12 protein-coding genes and 2 pseudogenes are annotated in these 20,031 nt (G+C 60.9%); 12 read left to right on the top strand and 2 right to left on the bottom strand.

Annotation, left to right across the window (positions count from 1 at the left end; all coding sequences use genetic code 11):
- The first annotated feature begins 161 nt into the window (after positions 1-161).
- From gcl to FHT85_RS12930, 8 genes are all read left to right on the top strand, one after another.
- A complete protein-coding gene (gcl, locus tag FHT85_RS12965) occupies positions 162-1,946 on the top strand; it encodes a glyoxylate carboligase (RefSeq protein ID WP_112411008.1) in 1,785 nt (594 codons plus the stop codon).
- Positions 1,947-1,959: 13 nt separating this feature from the next.
- Positions 1,960-2,775 (top strand): hydroxypyruvate isomerase, encoded by an 816-nt coding sequence (gene hyi / locus FHT85_RS12960; RefSeq protein ID WP_112411009.1) that lies wholly within the window; start codon positions 1,960-1,962, stop codon positions 2,773-2,775.
- Positions 2,776-2,780: 5 nt separating this feature from the next.
- A complete protein-coding gene (gene glxR, locus FHT85_RS12955) occupies positions 2,781-3,665 on the top strand; it encodes a 2-hydroxy-3-oxopropionate reductase (RefSeq protein ID WP_112411010.1) in 885 nt (294 codons plus the stop codon).
- 15 nt (positions 3,666-3,680) lie between these two features.
- Positions 3,681-4,958 carry a glycerate kinase gene (locus tag FHT85_RS12950; RefSeq protein WP_112411011.1) on the top strand — a complete coding sequence of 426 codons (1,278 nt, stop codon included), beginning with the start codon at positions 3,681-3,683 and terminating at the stop codon, positions 4,956-4,958.
- Between the two features lie 280 nt (positions 4,959-5,238).
- The gene (locus FHT85_RS12945; RefSeq protein ID WP_112411012.1) at positions 5,239-6,867 is read left to right on the top strand and encodes an MFS transporter; all 1,629 of its coding nucleotides are present in this window, start codon (positions 5,239-5,241) and stop codon (positions 6,865-6,867) included.
- Between the two features lie 366 nt (positions 6,868-7,233).
- The gene (locus FHT85_RS12940) at positions 7,234-8,289 is read left to right on the top strand and encodes a hypothetical protein (RefSeq protein ID WP_246779967.1); all 1,056 of its coding nucleotides are present in this window, start codon (positions 7,234-7,236) and stop codon (positions 8,287-8,289) included.
- Positions 8,290-8,508: 219 nt separating this feature from the next.
- Positions 8,509-9,366 (top strand): helix-turn-helix domain-containing protein, encoded by an 858-nt coding sequence (locus tag FHT85_RS12935; protein ID WP_112411014.1) that lies wholly within the window; start codon positions 8,509-8,511, stop codon positions 9,364-9,366.
- 99 nt (positions 9,367-9,465) lie between these two features.
- Positions 9,466-10,341, top strand: a complete 876-nt coding sequence (locus FHT85_RS12930) for an NAD(P)H-binding protein (RefSeq protein ID WP_183774121.1) — start codon at positions 9,466-9,468, stop codon at positions 10,339-10,341.
- 48 nt (positions 10,342-10,389) lie between these two features.
- Here FHT85_RS12930 and FHT85_RS12925 read toward each other — a convergent pair whose 3' ends face one another.
- Positions 10,390-11,448 (bottom strand): sensor histidine kinase, encoded by a 1,059-nt coding sequence (locus tag FHT85_RS12925; protein ID WP_112411016.1) that lies wholly within the window; start codon positions 11,446-11,448, stop codon positions 10,390-10,392.
- Positions 11,432-12,124 (bottom strand): response regulator, encoded by a 693-nt coding sequence (locus tag FHT85_RS12920; RefSeq protein ID WP_112400154.1) that lies wholly within the window; start codon positions 12,122-12,124, stop codon positions 11,432-11,434. The genes FHT85_RS12925 and FHT85_RS12920 overlap by 17 nt, the downstream gene beginning before the upstream one ends.
- Before the next feature lie 239 nt (positions 12,125-12,363).
- On the opposite strand from FHT85_RS12920, the pseudogene FHT85_RS12915 reads away from it, so the two are divergent.
- The 4 genes and pseudogenes from FHT85_RS12915 (at position 12,364) to FHT85_RS12900 (ending at position 19,971) form a co-directional block, all read left to right on the top strand.
- A pseudogene (locus FHT85_RS12915) lies at positions 12,364-13,546 on the top strand (efflux RND transporter periplasmic adaptor subunit).
- Positions 13,547-13,553: 7 nt separating this feature from the next.
- Positions 13,554-16,714: pseudogene (locus FHT85_RS12910) on the top strand (multidrug efflux RND transporter permease subunit).
- A gap of 441 nt (positions 16,715-17,155) precedes the next feature.
- The gene (locus FHT85_RS12905) at positions 17,156-18,730 is read left to right on the top strand and encodes a gamma-glutamyltransferase family protein (protein ID WP_112411018.1); all 1,575 of its coding nucleotides are present in this window, start codon (positions 17,156-17,158) and stop codon (positions 18,728-18,730) included.
- Complete coding sequence (locus FHT85_RS12900) at positions 18,727-19,971, top strand: amidohydrolase family protein (RefSeq protein WP_112411019.1); 1,245 nt, start codon at positions 18,727-18,729, stop codon at positions 19,969-19,971. The genes FHT85_RS12905 and FHT85_RS12900 overlap by 4 nt, the downstream gene beginning before the upstream one ends.
- The last annotated feature ends 60 nt before the right edge of the window (positions 19,972-20,031 follow it).

Below are 20,031 nucleotides of genomic sequence, written 5' to 3'. Positions count from 1 at the left end.
TTTGGCGCCGCTCGTTTTGGCTTCATGACATATCCTCTTCGCTTCGATTGTTCCAGATTTGTTGAAAATGTTTATTTCCATATGATGGGATTGATTTCCATTTTTAGATTGCACTCGTTCACCCATGCGGTACCTTCAATCCAGAAACGGAGGAAATTCCCATGGTGAAGATGCGCGCAGTCGATGCCGCAGTGCTGGTTCTGGAAAAGGAAGGCGTCAATTGCGCCTTCGGCGTTCCCGGCGCTGCGATCAATCCCTTCTATTCGGCGATGAAGGCACGCGGTTCGATCCGCCATGTACTTGCCCGCCACGTCGAGGGCGCAAGCCATATGGCCGAGGGCTACACCCGCGCCCGCGCGGGCAATATCGGCGTGTGCATCGGAACGTCTGGACCTGCCGGCACCGACATGATCACCGGTCTCTATTCGGCCTCGGCCGACTCTATCCCGATCCTCTGCATTACCGGCCAGGCGCCGCGCGCCCGTCTCGACAAGGAAGATTTCCAGGCCGTCGATATCGCCAAGATAGCAGCACCCGTCACCAAATGGGCCGTGACCGTCATGGAGCCGGCGCTCGTCCCTTACGTCTTCCAGAAGGCATTCCACACGATGCGCTCCGGTCGCCCAGGCCCGGTCCTCATCGATCTGCCCGTGGACGTCCAGCTCGCCGAGATCGAGTTCGATATCGAAACCTATGCGCCGCTCAACCCCTACAAGCCTTCCGCCACGCGGGCGCAGGCGGAAAAGGCGCTCGCCATGTTGAACGCGGCCGAACGGCCGCTGATCGTCGCAGGCGGCGGCATCATCAACGCCGATGCTTCCGACCTGCTCGTCGAATTCGCCGAGATCACAGGCGTTCCAGTCATCCCCACGCTGATGGGCTGGGGCACGATCCCGGATGATCATCCATTGATGGCCGGCATGTGCGGGCTGCAGACCTCGCATCGCTACGGCAATGCGACACTGCTTGCCTCCGATTTCGTTTTCGGGATCGGCAATCGCTGGGCCAATCGCCACACCGGCAATATCTCGACCTACACGGAAGGGCGCACCTTCGTGCATGTCGATATCGAACCGACCCAGATCGGCCGTGTCTTCGCTCCTGATTTCGGTATCGTCTCCGACGCCGGTGCTGCGTTGAAACTCTTCCTCGACGTTGCGACGGAATGGAAGACGGAAGGCAAGCTGCGCGATTGGTCGACCTGGGCGGAGGAATGCCGCGAGCGCAAGCGCACCATGCTGCGCAAGACGCATTTCGACCAGACGCCGCTGAAGCCGCAGCGCGTTTACGAGGAGATGAACAAGGCTTTCGACCGCGATACCTGCTACGTCTCGACCATCGGACTTAGCCAGATCGCCGGCGCGCAGTTCCTCCACGTCTACAAGCCACGCAACTGGATCAATTGCGGCCAGGCAGGCCCGCTCGGCTGGACGCTGCCGGCAGCGCTCGGCGTGCGCGCTGCCGATCCGGACCGCCCGATCGTCGCACTATCCGGCGATTACGACTTCCAGTTCCTCATCGAGGAGTTGGCCGTCGGGGCGCAACACAAGCTTCCGTATCTGCATGTGGTCGTGAACAATTCCTATCTCGGCCTTATTCGCCAGGCCCAGCGCGGCTTCAACATGGATTTCGAGGTCAGCCTCGCCTTCGAGAACATCAACGCATCCGGTGATGCCGAACCTGGCTATGGCGTCGACCATGTCGCGGTTGCCGAAGGGCTTGGCTGCAAGGCTATCCGGGTGCGCAGCCCGAACGAGTTCCAGGAGGCGTTTACGACAGCAAAGCAGCTGATGGCGGAGCATCAGGTTCCCGTCGTCATCGAGTTCATTCTGGAGCGCGTCACCAACATCGCCATGGGCGCGGACATCAATGCGGTCGTCGAGTTCGAGGAGCTTGCCGAACGTGGTGAGGATGCCCCGACGGCAATCCTCGCTCTGCTGGACTGAAGGAGGAATAACCATGCCGAAATTTGCGGCCAATCTGACCATGCTCTTCACTGAAGCGCCGTTTCTGGATCGCTTCGCGCTTGCCGCCAAGGCGGGCTTCGAGGGCGTCGAATATCTCTTTCCCTATGATTTTGCGAAGGAAGCGCTGCGCGCCGAACTCGATCGTCATGGCCTGACCCAGGTGCTGCACAATCTGCCCGCCGGCAATTGGGCCGGCGGCGAGCGCGGCATCGCGATCCTGCCCGATCGTATCGACGAATTCCGCCGCGGCGTTGCCTCGGCGATCGACTATGCGACGACGCTCGGCTGCAGACAGGTCAATTGCCTCTCAGGCATTATTCCGGCCGGCGTGCCCGATGAGGTGCTGCGGACCACCTTCCTCGTCAACCTCAAATATGCGGCGGAAGAGCTCGGCAAGCACGGGATACGGCTGCTAATCGAGCCAATCAACAGGTTCGACATTCCCGGCTTCTACCTCAACACGCTGGACCAAGCCGCTTCGATCATCGCCGAAGTCGGCAGCGACAACCTGTTCATTCAGTACGACCTCTATCATCAGCAGCGCACCGAGGGCGAGCTGATCGGCACCTTCAAGACCCATCAGGCGCAGATCGCCCATGTGCAGCTTGCCGACAATCCGGGCCGCAACGAACCGGGCACGGGCGAGATCGCCTACCCCTTTGTCTTCGAAACGCTCGATGCGCTCGGCTACGAGGGCTGGATCGGCTGCGAATACAAGCCGCGCACGACGACCGCGGCGGGGCTCAGCTGGTTTGCCGCGGCCGGCCGCCACGCCGAAAGTGCAGCCATTCTCAATATCAGGAGCTAACAACCATGGCACATATCGGATTTATCGGCCTCGGCATCATGGGCACCCCCATGGCGCGGCATCTGCAGGACGCCGGGCACATCGTCGTCACCTCAAAATTCTCCATCCCGCCGCGCCAGGAGCTGCTCGACAATGGCCTGCAATTCGTCGAAACGCCGAAGGCGCTCGCCGAAACCGTCGACACCATCATCCTGATGCTGCCGGATACGCCCGAGGTCAAGGACGTGCTCTTCGGCGAGAACGGCGTTGCCTACGGCTTATCCAAGGGCAAGCTCGTCATCGACATGAGCTCGATCTCGCCGATCGAGACCAAGGAATTCGCCAGGAAGGTTCGGGAAACGGGTGCCGAATATGTCGACGCGCCCGTCTCCGGTGGCGAAGTCGGTGCCAAGAACGCCTCGCTATCCATCATGGCCGGCGGCTCCGAGGCAAGCTTCGAGCGAGCGCTGCCGCTCTTCCAGCTGATGGGCAAGAACATCACGCTCGTTGGCGATTGCGGCGATGGCCAGGTCACAAAGGTCGCCAACCAGATCATCGTCGCATTGACGATCGAGGCGGTGTCCGAGGCCCTCGTCTTTGCATCGAAGGCCGGCGCCGATCCGGCCCGCGTGCGCTCGGCTCTGATGGGCGGCTTTGCCTCCTCACGCATCCTCGAAGTGCATGGCGAGCGCATGGTCAAGCGCACCTTCGAACCGGGATTCCGCATCTCCCTGCATCAGAAGGATTTGAACCTTGCCCTGCAAGGCGCCAAGGCTCTCGGCGTCTCGCTGCCGAACACTGCGGCAACGCAGGAGCTTTTCAACCAATGCGCCGCCAATGGCGATGGCGGGCTCGATCATTCCGGTCTCGTCAAGGCGCTGGAGCGCATGGCGAACCATCCCGTCGCGTAACATGTGAGAGACCCGATGCCTGACATCGCCGATCCCCGCGCCTTTCTGGAAAGGCTCTTCTATGCAGCGGTTGCGGCTGCCGATCCGGACAAGGCGCTCGCCGCCCATCTGCCGGAAAAACCGAAGGGCCGGACGGTGGTGGTCGGTGCCGGCAAGGGAGCGGCGCAGATGGCTCGGGCCTTCGAGCGTCTCTGGGATGCACCGCTCTCCGGCGTTGTTGTGACGCGTTACGGCTACGCCGTGCCGTGTGAGCGTATCGAGGTTCTCGAAGCCGCGCATCCGGTGCCGGACGAAAGTGGCCTGCACGCATCAGATCGGTTGATGGCAGCGGTGGGCGGTCTCACGGAAGACGATCTGGTCGTCGCCCTCATCTGCGGCGGCGGCTCGGCACTGCTGCCCGCGCCGGCCGGCGATCTCACGCTTGCCGATGAGATCGCTGTCAACCGGGCCTTGCTTGCCTCCGGTGCACCGATCGGCGCCATGAATGCCGTGCGCAAGCAGGTCTCGCGTATCAAAGGAGGGCGGCTGGCCGCCCTTGCCCATCCGGCAAAGGTCGTCTCCCTCGTCGTTTCAGATATTCCCGGCGACAACCCCGCCCTGGTTGCCTCCGGCCCGACTATTGCCGACGAGACGACCCGCGCCAATGCACTTGCGATCATAGAACATTATGGTCTCGATTTACCTGACGCGGTGATGCGTCATCTCGAGGATGGCACGGATGAGCCGCCGCTGCCCTCGGACCCTCATTTCGCCCGCAACGAGATAAAGCTCGTTGCTTCGGCGGCCATCGCACTGGATGCGGCTGCCGATGTCGCCCGCAAGGCCGGCGTCGAGACGATCGTGCTTTCCGATGCCATCGAGGGCGAAGCATCGGAAGTCGGTCGTCAACATGCGGCGATCGTAGCCAAGATCCTGCAGCGGGGGCTGCCATCGCAAGAGCGCTTGCTTCTTCTGTCTGGCGGGGAAACCACGGTAACGATCAAGGGCAAGGGCAAAGGCGGTCGCAACAGCGAGTTCCTCCTATCCTTCGCCTGCGCCATTTCCGGCCAAAAGGGCATTTCGGCGCTTGCCGCCGACACGGACGGTATCGACGGTTCCGAGGACAATGCCGGTGCCTTTGCCGACGGCACCACCGTTCCACGGCTTGCCGCTCGAGAGAAGAATGCAGCCGAATTCCTGGAGCACAACGACAGCTGGTCGGCCTTCGCCGCGATCGACGACCTATTCGTCACCGGACCGACCGGCACGAACGTCAACGACTTCCGTGCCATTCTTCTAGACCCGCTGGATTGAGGCCAGGCGACCCAGGCGATCGGAATCATCAAGACGCCAAATGTCACCTGGTCAACGAAATGCCGGATAAAGCTTATGGCGCCGAGGCTCATAGAGCTGCTCTGAATTAACGAGGGCCTCGGCCAGAGCTCAATTCCGCCTTCATTGACGAGAATATTATTCCAAAATGATTTCGGAACTTAGCAAATCACTATAGGGTTGATACCGACTCGGCGGTGCGTACGCTTTGAGCGAGTTCGCTTTGCCGCCGAGCAAGACAATCCTGCGAAGAAAAGCCGACATGCCCAAGAGAACCTCCCCGCTCGTCGCGTTTCAGTCCAAGACATTCCGTTCTCTCTGGTCGGCAACACTCATCTCCAATCTCGGCGGATTGGTCGAAGGTGTTGGGGCTGCCTGGCTGATGACCAGCCTCGCCACCTCCCATGGCATGGTCGCCCTGGTTCAATCCTCCACGACGCTGCCTGTCATGATCTTTTCGCTCGCTGCCGGCGCGCTTGCCGACAATTACGACCGAAGACGGATCATGCTGATCGCGCAGACGCTGATGCTCAGCGTATCGGCAACGCTGGCGATCCTGTCCTACAGCAATGCCTTGACGCCCTGGCTGCTGCTTTGCTTCACCTTCATGATCGGCTGCGGCGGCGCGCTGCATAACCCGTCATGGCAGGCATCGATGGGCGATGTCGTGCCGCGCGAGCATCTGCCGGGTGCGGTCGCGCTCAACAGCATGAGCTATAACCTCATGCGCAGCATCGGGCCGGCGATCGGCGGCGTCATCGTGGCGGCTGCAGGCGCGGCCTTCGCGTTTCTCTTCAACGTCTTCTGTTATTTTGCACTCATCTTCACCCTATGGCGCTGGAAGAAGGCTCCTGTGCGCAACACGCTGCCGCGTGAGTCTTTCGGCAGCGCAATGTCTGCCGGATTTCGCTACGTCCAGATGTCGCCGAACCTGCTCAAGGTGATGTGCCGCAGCTTCGTCTTCGGCCTGACGGCGGTCGTCATTCTGGCTTTGCTGCCTCTCGTTGCACGCGATCATGTGCATGGCACCGCAATAACCTACGGCATCATGCTCGGCTTCTTCGGCTTCGGCGCCATCTGCGGCGCGATGCTGATCGGCCGTATCCGCGATGCGCTGAGCAATGAATGGGTGATCCGTGGTGCCTTCTTCACGCTGGCCGTCAGCTGCTTCTTCCTGGCGCTTAGCGACCAGGTATGGCTAAGCTGCCTTCTGCTCATGCCGGCCGGCGTCGCATGGGTGCAGGCCTTTTCTCTCTTCAACGTCACGGTTCAGCTTTCCACGCCGCGCTGGGTCGTCGGCCGCGCTTTGTCTCTCTATCAGACCGCCACCTTCGGCGGCATGGCTGTGGGGAGCTGGCTCTGGGGCGAACTGGCCGATGCCCACGGCGTGACCGGCGCCCTTCTCATCGCAAGCGCCGCTCTCGGTATTGGCGGTCTGCTTGGCCTCCTGTTGCAGCAGCCGGACTTCGAATCCCTCAATCTGGATCCGACGAACACCTTCAGCGAGCCGCAATTGCAGCTCGACCTGCGCCCCAGAAGCGGCCCGATCCTCGTCATGGTGGACTACGACATCGAGCAAGAGGACGTAGAGGAATTCCTGGCCGTCATGGCGAAGCGCCGCCGGATGAGAATCCGCGATGGCGCGAAGCAATGGTCGCTGTTGCGCGATCTCGAAAAACCGAACACCTGGACGGAAAGCTACCATCTGCCGACATGGATCGACTATGTCCGCCACGGCCAGCGCCAGACGCATGCCGATGTCGAGGTCGCCGAACAGCTGGATAGACTGCATCGTGGCGACGGGCCGCCGGTCATTCACCACATGATCGAACGTCAGACGGTGCCCCGGCACGACGACATGCCCCTGAAGCCCTATCTGGATGCGACATGACGGAGCGGCCGCAGACCTGCTCCAGGCGACATGGTCATGTTGCTTTTCTTTTTGGCCTCGAATTACCGGTTCAAAGTGAAAACCAGCGGGCTCGACCCGTCAATTGATCTTGCGAGGCAAAAAGGTCACACGCTGCAAGCATTTGATATCACATCATCGTAAAGCCGGGGAATGCTTCACAACCATATATTGAGCTGTCAAGCAAAACGCCTATTTTCCCGCGCTGCTAATGTAGGCACCAAATCAACCCCGGGATCTGGCGAAGCACATGCTTCGCTCCTCGCCTTGCGGCTGCCTACGCAACCATTCGGAGTTTCACGGCAGACAATGACATTTCCGACGATTAAGCTTCCCCAGAGAGCCATCATGCTTGCTCGAGGGGTGATCACGACGCCGAAGGCCGTCTATTTCTCCCTGCCGATCCTGATTGCGCTTACGGGTTTCATGACGGTTTACGAAGCGCCGGGCATATTGAGGGATTGGACGATCAGCCAAAACCCCATCAATCTCGCCGATGGTGATATCCACGACGGAAAATGCTCAACGCGAAGAGGCTTCTTCACCACCTGCGAGGCGCACCTCAAATATGCCTACAATGGGCAGACCTACGACAAGGATGTCGAAATCATGTTCGTCGATATCCATGCCGGCGACTATGACACTGACCTCGTCATCTCCAGAGATCATCCAGACTTGGCGACCCTCAGCCTCGGACTGGATATGCTCTGGAACCGGATCATAACGCTTGCCGTCTTCGTCGCTCTTCTTGGCGGCGCCTGCATTGCCGCGATCTTCCAGATCCTGCGCGTCTGGCGCGCCCGCGGACAACTGCGCCGGCCTGCCCAGCTCGAGCCGGTTCCGGTGGAAATCACCGCTTTCCAGCGACGCGGCAAGCGACTGATAGTGACCTATGCCGACAAGATCGTCGGCAGAAAAACCGGACGAACAGCCCATACGATCTTCGAGCCCGGACAGGAGCCGCTGGTCGTTGGCGCAAAAGGCGACAAGGCGGTGGCGCTTGCCGTCTGGCATGGAAATACGGCCCTCCCGGTGCTTTTGGACAACCGGCTGGAACGCATCGACATCTCGGCGGAGGAGCGCGCAGGCATTCTTACGCCGCTGACAGCAGAACTTGGCGCCCATCCGCCGGAGCTCGTTGTCCAAGGAAAAAGAGGGCCGTCCGTCATGGCGCGGCTAGCCAGATTTTTTCTGGTCATACTTCTCTTCATCGGCGGCGTTTTCGGCTATTGGATCTGGTATGTGACCAGCGCCGGCTCGCAATTCACATCGCCCGCCATGGATCTCAACAATATGATGCCGGCGCCTCTCAACCGCTGGGGCTGCGATCAGTTGAAGAAGCGTTTCGGCGATCAACGCGCCCCGTTCGGCTGCGCCGCCGCCGACTTTACAAGCTGGAAGTGACATTCGATCAGCAGAAATGGACGCGGCCTCTCCAACGGGACCGCGTTCATTCGGACATTCTGCCTGATCATTCGCTGATCTCCGGCGCGCGAACCACACCGATGGGCGTGACGGCCGCACATTGCCGAAGACAGCTCGACCAGATGCGCCGCTCTAACTATATTCTCTGGATATAGATCGTCCCAGTTGCGGACGATGGATTAACGGAAGCGCGCAAACATGGACCAGCTCAACAGCACCGCCGCGACACTCCTCTCCAGCACGGATCGCGGCTGGAAGGGCCTGGAAGCGAATTTCCTTCGTATTCAGGCTGGCCGAACCCATGTGCCGGGGTCGCAGACGCATCGGCTCGGCATTCATTTCGGGCGGGCCGTAAATGCTTTTTGTGAGTGCGACGGCCGTCAATACCGCCGTCGGCAGGCGCATGGCGATATCGATATCGTTCCTGCCGGACTCGATGGCTGGTGGGAAGATGACGGGGACTGCACCATTCTACGCCTGAATATCCAGCACGAACTCCTTCAATCCGCCGCAGAAGCGCTCGGCAGAAATTCGGATGCGGTTTCTCTGGCACCAAAATTCCAGCTTCGGGATTCGCGGATTGAATCGATCGCCTGGGCGATCAAGGCCGAAATCGAGTCGCCGGTCCCGTCGGACAAAACCTATGCGGAAGCGCTGGGATTGGCGCTGTCGATCCGCCTGATAGAAGGCGGCGAACAGACTTCGGTCGGCACAGCCGCGATAGGCGCCACTTTGACAAACCGCCATCAACGACGCCTGGTGGATTTCATCGAAGCCCATATCGATCAGTCGCTGTCTCTTGGCGATCTTGCCGCGACGGTCGGTCTCAGCGTATCGCATTTGAAGCCACTCTTTCGCGCCACTTTCGGCGTGCCGGTTCATCACTATGTGCTGACGCGCCGGATCGAGCGCGCCAAATTGCTCATCCTCTCCACCGACATGCCGCTCGCCGAAATCGCTTTGGCGACAGGGTTTGCCCATCAGAGCCACATGACGCATTGGATGCGGCGCATCCTCGGCCTCACCCCCGGCATGCTGAGCCGGATGCATTCATGACTTCGATTGTCGTCCAAACCTGCAATTGACCATCCGGATCTGTGCGATCCCGCGAGCATACATGGCTAGACTGCAGGAAAATCGACAGGAGAAGATGCAATGCACGCAATTCTGGGCGCCACCGGCAAGGTTGGCCGCACGACCATCGCCGCCCTGCGCAAGGCTGGCGTTCCCGTTCGCGCAGTTCTGCGTGACGGCTCGAAAGCACAGGCCCTTTTGGATCTTGGCTGCGAGATCGCCATTGCCGATATACATGATCATCGGGCGCTGACGGCCGCATTCGAGGGGGCGAGCGCCGTCCAGATCATTTGCCCGGTCGATATTCGCGCCGCTGAAGCCTATTCCAGCATGATACGAGTGGTGGACTGCCTTGGCGAAGCGCTGTCAGCCGCCAAGCCGCGAACCATTCTTGCCATTTCCGACTATGGCGCGCAGCATAGCTCTGGCACCGGCGTCACCTTGATCTTCCACGCGCTTGAAACACGGCTGCGTCGGCTGGAGACCGAAAGGCTTATCCTGCTGCGATCGGCCGAGCACATGGAGAACTGGGCACGTCTGGCAAAGGTAGCGGCGGATAGCGGCCGATTGCCGAGCTTCTATCATCCGCTGACCAAGCTTCTTCCGACCATCTCCGCCTATGACGTGGGTTCGATCGCGGCCGAACTGCTTTTGGAAAAGCAGGACACCGCGCTAAGGATTGTTCATGCCGAAGGTCCTCGGCGTTATACGCCGAATGGCGTTGCGGCGGCCATCGGCTTGCTAGCCGGGCGCGAGATCGTTGCCAAACCGCTTCCCCAGACCGAATGGCAAGCCGCACTCATGCGGGCGGGTCTTTCCGAAGACTATGCGCGACTACTGGTCGAACTTTATACCGCCCACAATGCAGACCGAATAGATGTCGAAAAAGATGTGGGCGAGATCCGTCGAGGTACAATCGAATTGGTGGAGGTGTTGCGGCGGATTCTCAGCGCATGAGGATTCCCGAACGCCTGGAACAGGCCATTTGCTGCCCTGCGCACGATCTCAGCAGCGCGGGATTGTCAGCACAACGGTCGTGCCGCCACCCTTGCGGCTGTCGATCGTCGCGTGGCCGCCATGCGCCTCGGCGATCGCCTTGACGACGGCGAGGCCGAGGCCTGACCCGCCGCCTCTTCGCGTTCTCGCATCGTCGGCCCTCCAGAACCGCTCAAAGGCCCGTTCGCTTTCCGCAGCCGTCATGCCGGGGCCGTCATCCGAAACCATGATGACGGACAGGTTGCCGGCCTCCTGAGAGGCTACACTCAACCTCGAGCCCGGAGCGTAGCGTGCGACATTGTCGATGAGCGCAAGCATTGCCTGCCGGATGCGCGCCCGATCGGCAATCACCGGCATCTTCTGCAAGTCGGTTTCAATCCTGATGCTGAGGCTGGCAAGCGCCGGCCCAACGGAATCGATGATGTCTGCGATTTCTTCTCCAACGTCGAAACGCGATTGCTGCAGCTCCATGCGCCCGGCATTCATCAGCGAAAGCGTCCTGAGGTCGTCGACGATGCGCGTCAGAGCATCGATATGTCCGATCAATCCGCGGAATACCTCCTGGCTCGGCTCGAACACCCCATCCGCCAGCCCCTGCATGCGCCCACGCAGGATCGTCAGCGGCGTGCGCAACTCGTGCGCGATGGCCGAATTCGAATATTGGAGCTCCTTTTCCGCCCTTTGCAGCTCCTCTGCCATCCGATTGAAATCGTTGATCAGACGGTCAGCTTCGCCGAAATTGCCTTCGCCGGTCGCCCGTCCCGCGAAGTCTCCATCCGCGATAAGGCGCGCAGCCTCCGTCACGGCCGTCAGAGGCTTGACGAGACGCCGGGCAAGCCGCCATCCGACATAAGCGCCGACGGCCTGGCCAATTGCCACGTTGATGCCGAGCACGACGAAATCGCTGACGGCCCAGTCGTCCGGCGGAGCGGAGTCCTTGAACAGCCATTCGTAGACATAGCCGTAGATCAGGAAGCCGAAAAACATCACCGACAGAGCGACGAAGGCGACGATGGTCGTCGACCAGATGATTTGCCTGTTAAGGCTGTTGCTAACCGAAATCGCCAAGGCGGTAACCTACTCCCCTGACGCCATTGAGAAGTTCGCCGACACCGGCGGCATCGAGCTTGCGGCGAAGTTTGCTCATGTGGCTGTCGACGGTGCGGTCAAGTGCATCGCCTTCGGGAAGGCAGGCATCGACGATCTCGCCGCGTTCGAAGGCCCTGTTCGGAAACCCAGCCATATATTCGAGGATGCGGAATTCGGTGCGCGTCAGGTTCAACGATATGCGGCTTTCGCCGTCCTCAACGACGGCCATGTGGGCGATCGGATCGATTGCGAGCCTGCCGACCCGCAGCACCTTGTTCGCAGCACTTCCCGTCGCCCGTCTCAGAACCGCCCGCGCCCGGGCGACCACCTCGACCGGGTTGAACGGCTTGACCACATAGTCGTCGGCGCCGGAGCGCAGCCCATGCAGCTTGTCGAGATCGTCGGCAAGTGCCGTGACCATGATAACAGGCGTATCGCCTCTTTGGCGGATGGTGGCAAGCACGGTGTGACCGTCGAGTTTCGGCAGCTTGACGTCGAGGACGACGAGATCGGGCCGCAGCCGCTGGTGATGGGAAAGCCCGATCTCGCCATCCGAAGCCGTCAGCACACGAAACCCCTCGCGCTCAAAATAGCGTTCAAGAATATCGGAGATTTCCGGCTCGTCCTCGACGATCAATATCAATGCATTTTCCATCCAAGGCTCCTTTACCGGATAGAAACGTCAGACAGGGCCTGCGCGTCAACATTCCTCTGCCCTCCTCCATAAAACCTCCACAAAACGTCGACCGAAGGCCAACAATCCCAATGTTTGCTTAGCCTCGGACGAAAGTGCCATTCGCGCCCGGCGTTGAAGCGGCTCCTTTCGAATGAGTTCATGCCGTCGAGACGCGGAGCGACGATCTCCTCGCGCCACAGTCAATTGGGAATACATCTATGCGATCTGCAATCGAACTGCCTTGCGGGAAGGCGATATTGGCGGCAATGGCGATGCTTATGCTGGTTTCCAGCCAGGCTTACGCGCAGGAGAGCAGCGAAATGCCCGCTCCCACAGTCGGTGTCCTGGAAATCAAGGCGCATCCGGTGCCTGTCATGAGCGAGCTTCCAGGGCGCATCGCCGCGACCCGGGTCCGAGGTGCGTGCTCGCGTCTCGGGCATTCTCCAGGAGCGCGTCTTCGAGCAGGGCAGCCTCGTCCATAAGGGCGACGTTCTCTACCGGATCGATCCGAAGCTGTTTCAGGTGCGGGTGGCGAGCGCCAGGGCGGCCTTGCAGAAGGCGAAGGCCGTCCAGGCCAATGCGGGGCAACAGCTGGAACGCCAGCGCTCGTTGCGAGAGCGCAATGTCTCGACCGCCGTCGACTATGATACAGCCGCCGTCAATCTCGCACAGGCCGACGCCGATGTCGCGGCTCAGCAAGCCGCCCTCGACGAAGCTGAGATCAATCTGGACTACACCGAGGTAAAAGCGCCCATCACCGGCATCATCGGTGGCGCTCTCGTGACCGAGGGAACGCTTGTGACCGCGGAAGGCGCGTCCAATCTCGCGCTCATCCAGCAGATCGATCCGGTCTATGCCGATTTCACGCAATCCGCGCAGGACCTCCTGGCGCTGAAGCGGGCCGTCAGCGAAGGCAAGCTGCAGAGCCCGGCACCCGGACAGGCATCCGTCGAGCTCGTGTTCGACGGTGGAAAGAGCTATTCCAAGCCAGGCAAGCTGCTGTTTTCGAACGCGAATGTGGACCCCAACACGGGACAGGTCACATTGCGTGCGGAATTTCCCAATCCCGATGGCGATCTCCTGCCGGGCATGTATGTCCGCGTGCGCATCCAGCAGGCGGTCCAGAAGAGCGGCATCACCATTCCGCAAAGGGCGGTGATGAGGGACGCCGAGGGCAATCCGCAAATTTTCGTGATCTCCGCCGACCAAACAGCACAGGTGCGCAACATCGCCCTCGGCACGTCTCTCGGCGCCGAATGGATCGTGCTTTCCGGGCTGAAGGATGGCGAAACCATCATAGCGGACGGCGTCCCGAAGGTCACGCCCGGTGGCAAGGTCGTCACCGAACCGTGGACGCCGCCAAGCGCCGAGCCGAACACCTCAGACCAGGCCGCAAAGTAATCAAATCATGGCACAGTTCTTTATCAGGCGACCCGTCCTCGCATGGGTCTTTGCTTTCTTCATCATGATTGCGGGGATCATTACCATCCCGATATTGCCGGTCGCGCAATATCCCGCCGTCGCTCCTCCGCAGCTTTCCATTTCCGCCTCCTACCCCGGCGCCTCGCCGCAGGAAATCTATCAGGGCGTGACCCGGCTGATCGAGCAGGAGCTGAACGGCGTCCACGGCATCGCCTATTTCGAGTCGACCTCCGACAATTCCGGCTCGGTGAGCATCAACGCCACCTTCGTCTCCGGAACCGATATCGGCAAGGCGACCGTCGACGTGCAAAATGCGGTGCGGCGCATCGAGGCGCGACTGCCGCAGGCCGTTCGCACGCAAGGCATTCAGGTCGAAGAAGCCAGTGCCGGCTTCCTGCTGATCGCGGCTCTGACCTCGACCGACGGCAAGTTGGATGAGATCGCGCTCGGCGACTACATCAACCGCAATATCCTCGGAGAGCTGCGCCGCCTTCCCGGTGTTGGCCGTGCGCAGGTCTTCGCCTCGCAGCGGGCGCTGCGCGTCTGGATCGACCCGGACAAGATGGTCGGCCTCCATCTGACGGCGGCCGACATCAGCGCGGCAATCGCCGCCCAGAACGCGCAGGTCGCAGCCGGTCAGATCGGCGCGACGCCCAATCCGGTCAGCCAGGATCTGACCGCCACCGTGATCGTCGAGGGCCAGCTCAACAGCGCGAAGCAATTCGGTGACATCATCCTTCGCGCCAATCCCGACGGTTCGACCGTGCGCCTGCGCGACGTCGCCCGCGTCGAGGATGGCGCGGAAACCTACTCGACTGCAAGCCGGCTCAACGGCAATCCGAGCGCCGGCCTTGCCATCCAGCTTTCCTCGACCGGCAACGCCGTTGCCGTCTCGGGGGCCGTTAAGGCGAAGATGGACGAGCTGTCGAAGTTCTTCCCGAAAAGTGTCGAGTACTCGATCCCCTATGACACCAGCCCCTTCGTCAATGCCTCGATCGAGAAGGTCGTGCACACGCTCATCGAGGCGATCGTGCTCGTCTTCATCGTGATGTTCGTCTTCCTGCAAAACTTCCGCTACACGGTCATCCCGACGCTCGTCGTGCCCGTTGCCCTGCTCGGAACCTGCGCCATCATGTATGCGACAGGATTCTCCATCAACGTGCTGACCATGTTTGCCATGGTGCTTGCGATCGGCATCCTCGTCGATGACGCCATTGTCGTGGTCGAGAATGTCGAGCGTATCATGGCCGAAGAGGGTTTGCCGCCGAAAGCCGCGACGCAGAAGGCAATGAAGCAGATCACCGGCGCCATCCTCGGCATCACGCTGGTGCTGTCCTGCGTCTTCATTCCGATGGCATTCTTCCCGGGAGCTTCCGGCATCATCTATCGCCAGTTCTCGCTGACGATGGTCGTCTCGATCATGTTCTCCGCCTTCCTGGCGCTGTCGCTGACGCCGGCGCTCTGCGCCACCTTCCTGAAAAGCCGATCGACGGAAATCATCATGAGAAGAAGGGGCTCGGCGGGTGGTTCAATCGCAAGTTCGACGGAATGACGGCGGGCTACACCAAGACGGCTGCCGGCCTTGCGCGCCGGTCGGGACGCGTGATGGCCGTCTATCTCGCACTTGCCGTCGGTCTCGGCTACCTCTTCGTCAACCTGCCTGGTTCCTTCGTGCCGGAGGAAGACCAGGGCATTCTGATCATTGACGTCCAGGGACCGCCGGAGGCGAGCGCCAACCGCACGATCGCGTCGCTGAAGCAGATCGAGGCGATTTTCAAGGCCGAACCGGCCGTCGAAAACGTCTTTGCCGTCCAGGGTTTCAGCTTCGCCGGAAACGGGCCGAACTCGGCCATCGCCTTCGTTACGCTCAAGGACTGGGCCGTACGGCCGGCGGGCAGCTCGGTGCCGGAAATCGCAGAGCGCGTCAACGCGCAGCTCGCCGGATTGAAGGACGCCACCTCCTATGCCCTTTCGCCGCCGCCAATCGAAGGTTTCGGAACGACGAGCGGCTTCTCCTTCCGGCTCCAGGATCGCGCCGGGCGCGGACAGAAGGCGCTCAAGCAAGCTGCGGAAGAATTGATGGCAAAGGCGGCCAAGAGCAGCGTGGTGACGAACGTCCGCGTCGAGGGCATGCAGGAAGCCGCCCAGATCCTGCTGGCGATCGACCGCGAGAAGGCGAACACCTTCGGCGTCGGCTTCACCGACATCAACGATGCGATCACCGCAAGCCTCGGCTCCTCCTATATCAACGACTATCCGAATGCCGGCCGCATGCAGCAGGTCATCGTGCAGGCGGATGGCCGCAGCCGCATGCAGGTGGAAGACATGATGAAGCTGAACGTCCGCAACGCCAGCGGCGGGATGGTGCCGCTGGCATCCTTCGCGATCGCTGATTGGCGCAAGGGCGATCCGCAGATTGTCGGCTACAATGGTTATCCGACCGTCCGTATCACCGGCGAGGCAGCAGCAGGCAAGTCTTCGGGTGCCGCGATTGCCGAGATGGAACGCCTCGCATCCGAACTTCCTGACGGTTTCGGCTACGAGTGGTCCGGTCAGTCGCGCGAGGAAATCGCCTCCGGCAGCCAGGCGCCGATCCTCTTCGCCTTCAGCATCCTCTTCGTCTTCCTGCTGCTGGCGGGCCTCTATGAGAGCTGGTCGATCCCGCTGTCGGTCATGCTTGTCGTACCACTCGGCATTGTCGGCTGCGTATTGGCGGCGATCCTCCGCGACATGCCGAACGACCTCTATTTCAAGGTCGGGCTCATCGCGATCATCGGCCTGTCGGCGAAGAACGCCATCCTGATCGTCGAGTTCGCAAGGGATTATTACGCACAAGGCAAGTCCCTGTTGGATTCAGCGGCCGAGGCTGCTCGCGTCCGCTTCCGCCCGATCGTGATGACCTCGCTTGCCTTCACGCTTGGCGTCGTGCCGCTGGCGATCGCAACGGGTCCCAGTGCCGCCAGCCAGAATGCGATCGGCACGGGCGTCCTTGGCGGCATGATCTCCGCAACGGTCCTTGCCGTCTTCTTCGTCCCGGTCTTTTTCGTCTTTGTGCTGTCCCTCCTCCGGACCAAGAGACCGGCCGAAGAGAAGGGTGCGGGCGCCGACGTCCCGCCCGCACCCACAGTCGATCTCCGATCTCGATGAGAAGGAAAATGACCTTCCAAGACCGCCTTATGCCGACCGCATCATGCCGGTGATTTCGAGAACCTGCAGCTGATTGCCGCTTTTTCCGTCACCTATTCATGACGAAATGAATTGTTAGGCATCGGCTGCGGCAATCTCGGAGAACCGGCAAAGGCCGCTTTCTTCCGGGATTGGTTGGCCGCAGACTTATTCCAAATAAAACACAAAAGCTTAGCGGGCGAAATGCTGAGCACGGCTAACCAGGATTCCTTATGGCATCGGTATTGCATGCACGGTTTTTTGCAGATCATGCCGTCAGGATTGTGCCCATGCCAAACGCATGCCATTACCGTTAGCCTGAAGGACGATTTCGTGACTCCAATGGCCGAGTATCGGTCGAAAGCCGCCCCGTCGCTCCACGCCAAACCGCATCGCTACCGGAAGCATCGCTGAAATCTACCCATGAGCCCTTCTGCTAAAGAGACCCCGCAAACGAATTCGCCGTCTTCCAGCGCAATGATCGCGACACCGCATTGGCTGGCCAGCCAAGCTGGCGCGAAAGTGTTGAAGCGCGGCGGCAATGCGATCGAAGCGCTTGTTGCCGCCGGCGCTGCCTTGTCGGTTACCTATCCTCATTTCTGCGGTCTCGGCGGCGATGCCGTCTGGCTGGTGTCAGACGAGAAAGGCAATGCGCGGACTTTCCTCGGCATCGGACAGGCCGCGGCAGCCATGCCGCGGGGAGAGATACCTCTGCGGGGGCCGGCCTCTACGCTCACGACAGCATGTCTCGTCGACAGCTGGGAGAAGGCGCTGGCCTACTCCGCTGCCGAATGGGCAGGCACCGAACAATTGCCGGCCCTTCTCGACGACGCCATTGCGCTCGCCGACGGCGGATTTCAGGTCAGTCAGTCGCAGGCTTTCTGGTACGAATTCCGGCGCGATGAACTGAACGACTGGCCGGGCTTCGCCGGGCTCTTCCGATCTGGCGGCCTCCAGCACCAGCCCGCTTTGGCCCGGACGCTCGAGGCTATAGCTCGTCACGGCACCCGCGAATTCTACGAGGGCGCGCTGGCCCGGCGAATTGCGAGCGGGCTTGCCGAGGTCGGTTCTCCGCTCTCCGCCGCCGATCTCGCCGCCACGCAAACCGATATTGTCGCTCCCCTCCGGCAGGTATATCGCGACACGATACTTCTTGCTCCGCCACCGCCGACCCAAGGCATAACCACCCTCGGCATCATGGGTGTGCTCGGCCACCTGCCGATGGCAGATTTCCAGCCCGACAGCCCGGCCTATTATCATGCACTGGTCGAGGCCGTGAAACAGGCATTCCTCGATCGGCACGCCATCGCCGATCCTCGCTACGCCGCAGATGTCGCGAAACACCTTCTCGATCCGGATCGCCTTGTGGCCAAGGCTGCTGCGATCGATCCGGCATGGGCCTTGCCATGGCCGCAAGACTATCGACACGGCGATACGGCGCTGCTTGCCGCCGTGGATGCCAATGGGAGATGCGCATCACTATTGCAAAGCCTGTATTTCGATTGGGGCAGCGGCGTGGTAATCGGCGACACCGGCCTCCTCTGGCAAAACAGGGGAGCCGCCTTCAGCACCGATCCGGCAAGCCCCAATCATATCCAGCCTGGAAAGCGTCCTTTCTATACGCTCAATCCAGGTCTTGCGCTGAAGAACGGGCGACCGCATCTGGTCTATGGGACGCAAGGGGCGGACGGCCAGCCACAGACGCTGTCGCTGCTGCTCAGCCTGCTGATCGATCACGGCCTTGATCCCGCTGCCGCCCTTGCACGCCCGCGCTTTTTGCTCGGCCGCACATTCTCGGACAGCCGCGACAGCCTGAAGATCGAGGAAAATATTGGCGCCGAATTGGTGTCGGCCCTTGCCGCCATGGGGCATGAGATCTCGACAATCGAGGCTTTCAGTCCGCTTGGCGGCCAAGCCGGTGTCATCCGCATCGGAAACGACGGATCGATCGACGGCGCGCATGATCCGCGCAGCGATGGAGGCGCGATCCTACTTTGAGCGCCAGCGATCAACAATTCGATCTCATCATCCGTAACGTTCGCATCGCGGAGGACGGCGATTTCGTCGACATCGCAGTTCGGGGCGACCGGATCGCAGCCATAGAACCCCGCATTCGATGCGACGCGGTATCGCACGTCGACGGCGAGGGAAGCTTCGCCTTCGGCGGATTTGTCGATACCCATATCCATCTCGACAAGGCCTGCATTCTCGACCGCTGCGCAATTTGCGAGGGTACGTTGAGCGAGGCCGTGCAGGAAGTCGCCAAAGCCAAGGTAAGCTTTAAAGAAGCCGATGTTTATTCGCGCGCTGCACGTGTTGTCGAGAAGGCGATTTCCCACGGCACCACGAGGATGCGAACCTTCGTCGAGATCGATCCGCGCGCAGGCTTCCGCTCCTTTGAAGCGATCAAGCGTATCCGTGGGGATTATGCTTTCGCGATCGACATCGAAATCTGCGCCTTTGCTCAAGACGGGCTCACGAATGAGCCGCAAACATACGACATGCTCGACGCCGCACTTGCGGATGGTGCAGATCTGGTGGGAGGCTGTCCTTATACGGATCCCTCTCCCGGCCGGCATGTGGACATGATTTTCGCATTGGCATCAAAGCACAATGTTGCGGTCGACTTTCATCTCGATTTCAGTCTCGATCCGGGTCGAACCGATCTGCCCAAGGTGATCGACGCGACGCTCCGTCATGGCTGGCAGGGTCGCGTATCGATTGGCCACGTCACCAATCTGTCGGCTATGCCACAGGCACAGCTGCTTGCCATCGCCGATCGCCTTGCACGGGCCGGGATCGCTCTATCCGTGCTACCGGCAACCGATCTGTTCCTCATGGGCCGGGGCCAAGACCGCCTGGTTCCACGTGGTGTAGCGCCGGCCCATCTGCTCGCCGAAAGAGGGGTCGCCACGTCGATTGCGACCAACAATATTCTTAATCCCTTCACGCCCTATGGCGACGCTTCGCTAATTCGCATGGCTAATCTTTACGCCAATGTGGCCCAGCTTTCGCGTGACGAAGATATGGCCTTGGTTTTCGACATGGTGAGCGGAATGGCAGCGGGCCAACTCGACGGCAGCACGCGTCTCCAGGCCGGCGGCGAAGCGACGATCGTTCTCCTCGACAGCGCCGGCCCCAGTGCGGCCGTGCGCGAGATTGCTCGTGTGATTGCCGGCTGGAAAAAGGGGCGCAAGAGCTTCGACAATGGTCGCCCTATGCTTCACAAACCGATCTAGAACGACCGCGCCATTCCATCGGGGACCGAAGTCGTCCACGATGGAAGAAGCGAGGCGGGC

It is taken from the genome of Rhizobium sp. BK312, assembly GCF_014193605.1.
Taxonomy (GTDB): Bacteria; Pseudomonadota; Alphaproteobacteria; order Rhizobiales; family Rhizobiaceae; genus Rhizobium.
Note: the sequence above shows the minus strand (reverse complement) of the source record. Positions and strands in the feature narration are given on the sequence as shown.